This window comes from Flavihumibacter sp. CACIAM 22H1, assembly GCF_001601815.1.
GTDB lineage: Bacteria > Bacteroidota > Bacteroidia > Chitinophagales > Chitinophagaceae > Flavihumibacter.
Map to the genome: position 1 here is coordinate 3,354 of NZ_LUKG01000077.1, position 8,387 is coordinate 11,740.

Sequence of the window (8,387 nt, forward strand, 5' to 3'; positions counted from 1 at the left end):
GAGCAGGTACCAATTGGTACCAGTTTTAAAGACCAATTAGTGTCTCGTACACGTGATAGTACCATGAAGTAGGTTATATATCCTTCTAAAACGGGTATTCGTGTATTAAACTTAGAATTTTGTATAGCTGCTATTACTTTTATTTCAGTAAATAACAGTTATGCGAGTAAAACAATATCCAACCGAATTTGTGAAAGACGATTCATCCAGTTTCAGAAAGGAAATTCTTCATCATGTCGGCTCGATGGAGCATCTTATTCAAACCGGAACAAAACAGAATGATTCCCTTTTCATGGGTAAGCTGGGCCTTTCGCTTTACCATTACAGTTGTTTTGAATACACCGGCTCTGAGGAGCATATTGAAAAGGGACGGGCACTTCTTGATGAAGTATTCCTTCGGTTTAATGAAAGTGGAAGTTCGCTGTTAAACCCATCGCTCAGTACAGGGCTTGCAGGCTTTATGAGCTTGTTAAACTATCTCTCGAAAAAACAATATATCTACCAGGATCTGCAGGAGTTTGAGGAGATCGATAAATTTCTTTTAAAACAGGCATTGCACCAGACCGAACATGATTTTAATGATTACCTGCACGGTGCTTTTGGGGTATTGAATTATTTTATTGATCGCCTTCCGGACCCAACCATTCAACTACATGCAGAATGTTTGCTGGAAGCCATTCTTAAAAAAATTATTCACTCAAAAGATGGTTGCTGGATCCGGAACTATATTATCTCCAAAGAAGAAACCTGTGAAATAAATGTAAGCCTATCGCATGGACAAACAGGCTTTATTCTTATTTTATTAAAAGCATTTGAACAGGGGTTGCTCTTTGATAAAATACATGATGTCATTCGTTCTATGATCGGGCTGGTTGTTAAACAAACCATGACCACCGATCCTGAAAACAACCGGCATTCAATGTTTCCGCATACTGTTCATGAAGCTACGCAGGAGAAAACCTATAATAACAGGCTTGCCTGGTGTTACGGAGATTTGAACCAGGCATTCATGTTATACAAAGTAGGGGCTGCATTTGGCATTCAGCAATATATCGAAATTGCTGACCTGGTAGGGGCCTGTTCCCTGGATCGTATGGATGCAGAATCAACCATGTGTGTGGATGCACAGTTCTGCCACGGGGCGGCAGGAATAGCTGCAATGTACCAATCTCTTTATGCAGTCAGTGGGCGGGCTTTTTATGAAAAAGCTGCGAATGCATGGATCCAAAAAACATTACAATTTTTGAAGGAAGGAAAACTGAACCTTGATTTTGCTGATAAAGAAACTTCTTTATTGGAAGGATATCCTGCTGTGTCACTGGTATTGCTGGATTCAATTTACCCGGATAAAGGCGACTGGAAAGAGTTTTTCCTCATCAACTAATGCACCATTAAACCTGTGGCATATTCATCCGGAAAAATTTTCCCGGATGAGTATGCCACCTATGATTTTTTATTCTTCTTTATTTTTTTTGCCTCCGAATATCTTACGTAGTATTCCTTTTTTTTTGGGAGGTTCTGCCTGGTCGGTAGATTTTTTTTCACTCTTCTTTTCTGCATCCCTGGCTTCTTTCAATACATCTTTTTCGTCTTTGGGGATTTCTGATTCAATGGGAACGTTGTTATTGTTATCCGGCTCCATCAGGTATTGATCTGCGGCGCCATTGCCCTGGTCTTCGCCTTCCGCACCGGGTGGGGCACTCTGGTCAATAATATTCATGTAGTCATACATGACTTCATTTTTCATTTGCTCGGGTTGGGCAAATCTTGCGTCTTTATCTATGCCCAGGGTTTTATCCGCATATACTTTCTGAAAGAAATATTCCCAGATAGGGCGCGATGCTTGTCCGCCATACCCCAGGTTATTTTCAATACGAATAAAGCGGTCGTCACACCCTACCCAGGTTCCACCCAGTAACTGGGGCGTAAAACCGATAAACCAGGCATCCGCATTATCGTTGGTAGTACCGGTTTTGCCTGCCATTTCCGCTGCACCCAGCCTGGCTCTCAGCCCCGCAGCTGTTCCCATTTCTACCGGTCCACCTAACATTTTGGTGGTGGTATAAGCCGCCGCTTCGCTGATTACCTGGTTCATTTTGGTCTGGAAGCTTTCCAGCACGTTTCCATTGCGATCTTCAATCCTGGTTATATAGGTAGGCTGGGTACTATAGCCGTTGTTGGCAAACATGGTATATCCATATAACATCTCGTACATAGAGAGATCAACCGCTCCCAAACAAATAGAGGGGTAGGCATCCATCTTGCTTTTAATATTGATATTATGCAGGAATTCTACAAACCGTTTGGGGCCGATCTGTTTCATGATATAGGCGGTTGCGCAGTTATACGAGTAGGTAAGGGCTGTTGCCATGGTTACGGTATTGCCTTTACACAGTCCTTTTGCCGGTACCAGTCCAAAACCTGGAAAATCCTGGGCTACGTTTTCAACCGGTGTTTCCGGGGTAAAACCCGCTTCTTCCAATGCCTGGCAATATAGAAATGGTTTAATGCTGGAACCAACCTGGCGCTTGGTATTGATGTTTACGTGATCGTATTTATAGGTTTTAAAATCGATACCACCTACCCATGCTTTTACTTCGCCAGTAATGGGATCCATTACCATAAACGAGGTTTGCAGCATTTGGCGGTGGTACTTAATGGAGTCCATAGGTGTCATGATCGTATCTGTTTCCCTTCTTGAATTCCAGGCAAACACTTTCATGGGTGTTTTGGTTTTAAAACTTGTCCGCAACGCTTCGTCTGATAAGCCTTCGTCTTTGCCGTTTTTCCAGCGGTCACTTGCTTTCATAGCCGCTTCCAGTATATTGTTATGCCCCTCCCATACCGAGCCTTTTTTTATGGAGGGCTGCGCATTCATCGCTTTTTGCAAAGTGGGCATATGTTTAGCCACGGCTTCTTCTGCATAGATCTGCATACGTGGGTTGATAGTGGTATAGATCCTTAACCCGTCTTTATAAATATCGTACGGATCGCCGGTAGCCGGGTTGGTGGTTTCTTTACACCATTTTTTAATATCATCGCGTAATACTTCTCTGAAATAAGGAGCCAGCCCGGCTGTTTCGTCCTGTTTTCGATAATTCAGGGCAATGGGTTTAAGCTTTAATTTAGTTCCCTGTTCGTCGGTCAGGTAGCCGTTTTTCACCATTTGATCCAATACTACATTTCGTCTGTTTACAGCCGCTTTCGGATTTCTTCTTGGATTATACAGGGTATTTCCTTTTAATAATCCAATCAGCACAGCCGCCTCTTCCGGCGCCAGCCGATCGGGTTCTTTCTGAAAAAAAGTAAGAGCGGCATTCCTGATGCCATAAACATTTTCTCCAAAAGGCACCGTATTCAGGTATAAGGTTAGAATTTCTTCTTTGGTAAAATTTCTTTCCAATTTGATCGCAATCACCCACTCTTTTAGTTTCTGAACAACCCTTGCTATTGGATTCTTGGAGCGTTCGGCAAACATATTCAATGCCAGCTGTTGTGTAATAGTAGAACCACCGCCTTCTTTCCCGAGGAATACAATTGCCCTCAGTACGGATCTGCCGTCAATTCCTGAGTGATCGTAGAATCGCTCATCTTCCGTTGCAATCAATGCCTGTACGGCATATTTGCTGATATCCCGATAATCTACGTTGCTGCGGTTACCACGGTTAAGAAAATATTTTCCCATCAGCGTACCATCTGCCGCATATACTTCGGTTGCCTGTAATATAGAAGGGTTTTCCAGTTCGCTCAGGGAGGGCAGTTTTCCAAATAAGCCCAGGTTAATCGCCAGGATTAGCAGGGCAAAAATGGCAAAGCCAATAAAGAAAATTTTCCAAAATACGCGTATTACCTGTTTCATACTTTTTATTTACAGAGAGGCGATTGTTTAAAATTGATTGGGGAAAATTTGTTGCAGAAAACTTCTGTAGGCCGGCAGGTTGCTGCTGTCTAACAATAGATTCAGGTTATCTTCTGCAACCGGCATAAAATAGTAGTTTTCTTTTTTCATCCAGGGAATGATCTCCTTTTCTGCCAGGGGTTTGGCTTTCTGTATATATTCCATTGCCGCTGCTTCATTGACCATTCCACGTATACTTACCAGTTTTACCGTATCTGAAAGAGACGTGATACTGACATTCATAGGCTGGTTATAATACTTTTCGCGATGGTATCGATCAAAAGCATTTTTCGTTTCATTTACATACACGGGGTCTACATTCGTAAGTACCAATACCACAAAATGGGGCTGCTCGGCATGACGGTTGAATAAATTGGTAACCGGTAATTTAGGGGCCTCTTTTTTAAGCCGGGTACTATCTGTTTTCGGTTGTTCGATCCTGGTTACGGTTTGTTTGGTAGCCGCCCGGGTTTCGCGCGGGGCCGGAGCTTTGACTGTTTCTACCGTGGGAATTGGTTGAAAGCGGGTAGAGTCCTCGGGTTGACGCTGCACATCCAGGTTAGCCAGGTAATCTTCGATTTCTTTGCGGCGCCGCAGTACATCTATCAGGGTGCTTACTTTGGATGCCATCGGATGTTCCGGGAACTGGCGTTTTAATTGCTCCAGCCCGTTTATGGCCAGGCTATCATTTTTTTCCTTAATGTAATACACTGCCTCAATGTACAGGAGCTGCGGAGTCCAGTGGTGTTGACCATACAAACTATCCGCTTCTCTTTTGGAGCGAGTTGCTTCCTGGAACTTCCCGGATAAAAACTGGTCATAAATTTTGTCGTAGGCGGTTGTAGCCAGTTTGTCCTGAAGGCTGTCTGCTTCCTGTACCGCCAATGGGTTCTGCGAAAGTTTCGCCTGCCTGGAGTTGGGGAATTTTTCTCCCAGCCGTTTGTTGGCAAGGGTCAGTTCCGTTGTTTTACCCAGCATCCTGTAACAAATAGCCAGGTTATAAAGAATATCCGCTTCCATTTCACTTCCTGGTGCATTTTCGAGCAACCATTCGTATTCTGCGGCTGCACCGGCATAATCTTCCAGTTTGTTCTGCAGAGTACTGCCAATGATAAAGCGTGCCTGGGCCACCGAATCACGGGAGGCTTTTAGTTGTTCGTCCGTAAGGGGAATGTTTTTTAGTAACAGTTCTAGATTCAGGTCTTCTTCTTCGGCAGCTTCTGCAGTTAAACCGGTTTTGTTTTGTTCCTTGCTAAATACGGGGTTGGACTGGTTACTGCTTCTTCTCCAGTTATCGGTATTTGGGCGGTTGCCCCATTTGTTCCTGAATTCGTTATATCCCCGGCTTTTAAGCGTGTTGTTGTAAAAGTAAAATTCACTGTTATTATTGCCGGATGCAAATAAGTCGGTAGGGGGTAGGTTACCCTGGCTATTAAAGCCGGGAAAATTACTGCCTGGGGTGGCGGTATTGGCATTGGCCTGTGCATTCTGCAGTTTTTTCAGTTGCCGGAGTTTTTTGCGAAGCTGTTCATTCCGGGCTGCTTCCGGAAGGGCTGCCAATGCCTGCAGGCTGTCCTGGCGATGTATTATTTCCAGTTGTGCTACCACAATGCTGAGCAGGTCTTTCCGATGGCCCAGTTGTACCAGTTCTCGTTCGTCGATCAGGTTGGTTTCCACGCTGTCATAATATGCTTTGGCCGGTTGGTATTGTTTACGGGTAAACGCCACATCTCCCAGTAACAGCCAGGTGCGTGCTTTCTGGTCGGGATTCTGGAGGCTGTTTTTGATGCTTTTTAAAAGGTGTTGTTCGGCCTCTGCCTGGGCATCATTACGGTGTTCTATTTGTCCAATGGTGTAATATATAAGATCGCGGTAGCTGGCATATTTTTCCCGTTTGGCCATTTTTTCCAGGGTTTGAACCACAGTTTTCCAGTTTCTGCCATCTTTTCCGTCTAATAGTTGAGCCACTTCCAATTGTGCGGCTACTTCCATAATAGGGTTAAGGGTATGCCGGGCAGCCTGTTCAAATGCGGCCATCGACTGTTCCTTTGCGCCTGCTTTTTTATAGAGTTGCCCCATCAGGAATTCCCAGCGGGCTTCTTCCTGTTTATTGGCAGCTGCCGGCAGTGCTTTTCCCAGATAGGTGGCAGCGCTATCGTATTGCCGGAGTTTATAAAAATAATAGGCTTGCATTTCCTCAAGTTGAGGATGCAGGCGGCTGGGAAACTGGGGGTCGTTTCGCAGTGTCTGAATCAAGGTGGCGGCCGCCCCTGTTTTTTCCTGTTCCAGGTAGGTACGGATCAGCCATACCAGGGCGTCGTTGCGGCTGGGGGGGCGGGAAAAGGCTTTGTCCAATACATTCCTGTTCTCCAGGGTAGATACTTTCATCGCATTTCCTCCCTCCGTTGAATTGGAGGCAATGACCCGGTCATAGCCATCGGGGTCTTTGGGATGAAAAGCATAGTTCATGTACTGGAAGGTCATAAATGCTGAATCGAGGGTGTTCCGGTAAAAATAGGCGCGGCCCATCGCCAGGTATAGATTATCCATCCAATTACTCCTCAGATCGTGCAGGAATACCCCGGCATTTACCTTGTAGATTACAGAATCCAGTTCTGTCTTTTGCGCAGAAGTGGCTTCCAGGGTGTAATTATAAAAGGGGAGGAGCTCTGAATAGCGCTCTACATGCTGCATTTTAGCCGACTCCAGTACCTGTGCCAGCTTGGTTTCCGCATTAAATACATAATTATAATGGGTATAGGTATTCTGGAAAAAGCGCCGGGGGGCGGTAAATTTTTTCTCCCCGGTTTTTTCAGCCCGGAGTATCCGGTTTTCGTATTTTTTGGGTTTTTGCTTCTGAAGATCAGGATCAAGCGTAGGTTGGCCCATTCCAGGCATTCCACAGGAAAGGTAAAATATAAAGGGAACAAGGTATTTAAGGACCTGGATCTTGATCATCTGCGCAAACTAAATTGATAATAACACTTGCCCAAGAAAATTATTTTAAAGTTAGCCAAATATTTTGGCTCGAATTTTATGTAAGTTGTGACGGCTTTGCCTGAAAAACAGAACAATTTTAATGCCTGAAAACAATACTAATACCACCCTTAAGCGTTTACGTAACAGGTACCGGCTGGTTGTGATGAATGATGACAGCTACGAAGAGGTGGTTACTTTCAAACTATCCAGGTTAAGTGTTTACATTGGATTAAGTACCATTTTCGTGCTGTTAACCAGTTTGACAGTAGCTTTAATTGTGTTTACACCATTAAAGTTGTATATTCCCGGCTACGGGTCGGCCAGTGCCACGAAGGAATTGAGACAATTAAAGATCCGGACCGATTCGCTGGAACAGGCGATGGTATATAAAGATCAATATTTATTAAATATCAAGCGGGTATTGCAGGGAGAGGAGCCTGTAGCATTGGATACAACTCTTCTGAATATACCGGCAACTGAAACAACCACTGATTAAATCCAAGATCATGTTCAACGGAAAATCCAAATCTGAAGCTGCTGCAGACGTTACCAGCAGTACCTCCTCCAGCACCAGCCTCATTGGTAATGGAACCACCCTCAAAGGCGATATTACCAGCAATGGCGATCTCAGGATCGATGGCAAACTGATCGGTAATATCCACAGCACAGCTAAAGTTGTAATCGGTGCAAATGGTGTAGTCGAAGGTGATATCAATGGTGTTACCGCTGATATCATGGGTAAGGTTACCGGTACCATTAAGGTGAAGGAACTCCTGCAATTAAAGGCGAGTGGAACGGTAAACGGAAATATTCATGCCGGAAAGCTGCAAATTGAGCCGGCTGCCACCTTTAACGGAGCCTGCCATATGGGTGCCGTTGAAACGGCCACTGCTATGGTAAATGAAAAACAGAAAGACACGAAAGCTGCCTGATAAAAACACTTCCCTCTTAAGATATATCTCCCTGGGTACCCAACTAATGGTTGCCCTGGGAGCTGCCGTATGGGCTGGTATTCAAATCGATAAACGGCTGTCTAATCCTATGCCTCTATTGGTTTGGATCTTACCTTTGCTGGTAATTGCTGTTACCATTTACAAACTGGTAAAAGAAACCGCAGGTAAATCGAATGGAAAAAAAACGCCCTGATTCTCGTAAAGCGATGCTTCCGCTGGTTTTGGTTTTTATTGTTATCAACACAGCCTTACTTTTATTCAGTACCCGGCTTGCCGAAACGGGTTTGGATGTAACGGTTCTGATGACAGCCAACTGTTTGCTATTCCTCATTTTTTTTGTGTCTCTATGGCTTCACCTCCGTTCCATGGCCAATAGCTCAACCCATGTTTTTATGCGAAATATGTATTCAGGCATGTTGCTAAAGCTGTTTGGAGGGGCAATTGCGGCATTTATTTATATTTATTTGTTCCGCGATAAGGTTAATAAGCCGGCTCTTTTCGGCAGCATGGCCATTTATGTTTTATATACCATTATTGAATTGCGGTCGGTACTTACC

The 8,387-nt window shown here is 44.4% G+C and carries 7 protein-coding genes; 5 read left to right on the forward strand and 2 right to left on the reverse strand.

Annotation, left to right across the window (positions count from 1 at the left end):
* Positions 1-160 precede the first annotated feature (160 nt).
* Positions 161-1,384: a lanthionine synthetase LanC family protein gene (locus A1D16_RS17355; protein ID WP_290711829.1), complete on the forward strand. Its 1,224-nt coding sequence runs from the start codon at positions 161-163 to the stop codon at positions 1,382-1,384.
* A gap of 69 nt (positions 1,385-1,453) precedes the next feature.
* Here A1D16_RS17355 and A1D16_RS17360 read toward each other — a convergent pair whose 3' ends face one another.
* Positions 1,454-3,859: a transglycosylase domain-containing protein gene (locus A1D16_RS17360; RefSeq protein ID WP_290711831.1), complete on the reverse strand. Its 2,406-nt coding sequence runs from the start codon at positions 3,857-3,859 to the stop codon at positions 1,454-1,456.
* 27 nt (positions 3,860-3,886) lie between these two features.
* Complete coding sequence (locus A1D16_RS17365) at positions 3,887-6,856, reverse strand: tetratricopeptide repeat protein (RefSeq protein WP_290711833.1); 2,970 nt, start codon at positions 6,854-6,856, stop codon at positions 3,887-3,889.
* A gap of 121 nt (positions 6,857-6,977) precedes the next feature.
* On the opposite strand from A1D16_RS17365, the gene A1D16_RS17370 reads away from it, so the two are divergent.
* From A1D16_RS17370 to A1D16_RS17385, 4 genes are all read left to right on the forward strand, one after another.
* Positions 6,978-7,373 (forward strand): hypothetical protein, encoded by a 396-nt coding sequence (locus A1D16_RS17370; protein ID WP_290711835.1) that lies wholly within the window; start codon positions 6,978-6,980, stop codon positions 7,371-7,373.
* A 10-nt stretch (positions 7,374-7,383) separates the two neighbouring features.
* Positions 7,384-7,809, forward strand: coding sequence for a polymer-forming cytoskeletal protein (locus tag A1D16_RS17375; protein ID WP_290711837.1), 426 nt, complete (start codon positions 7,384-7,386; stop codon positions 7,807-7,809).
* Entirely contained in the window at positions 7,778-8,023 is a 246-nt protein-coding gene (locus A1D16_RS17380) for an AtpZ/AtpI family protein (RefSeq protein ID WP_290711839.1), read from the forward strand. Before A1D16_RS17375 ends, A1D16_RS17380 begins: the two co-directional genes overlap by 32 nt.
* Positions 8,004-8,387 (forward strand): hypothetical protein (locus A1D16_RS17385; protein WP_290711841.1); only part of this gene is annotated, 384 nt, incomplete at its 3' end. The genes A1D16_RS17380 and A1D16_RS17385, both read left to right, overlap by 20 nt.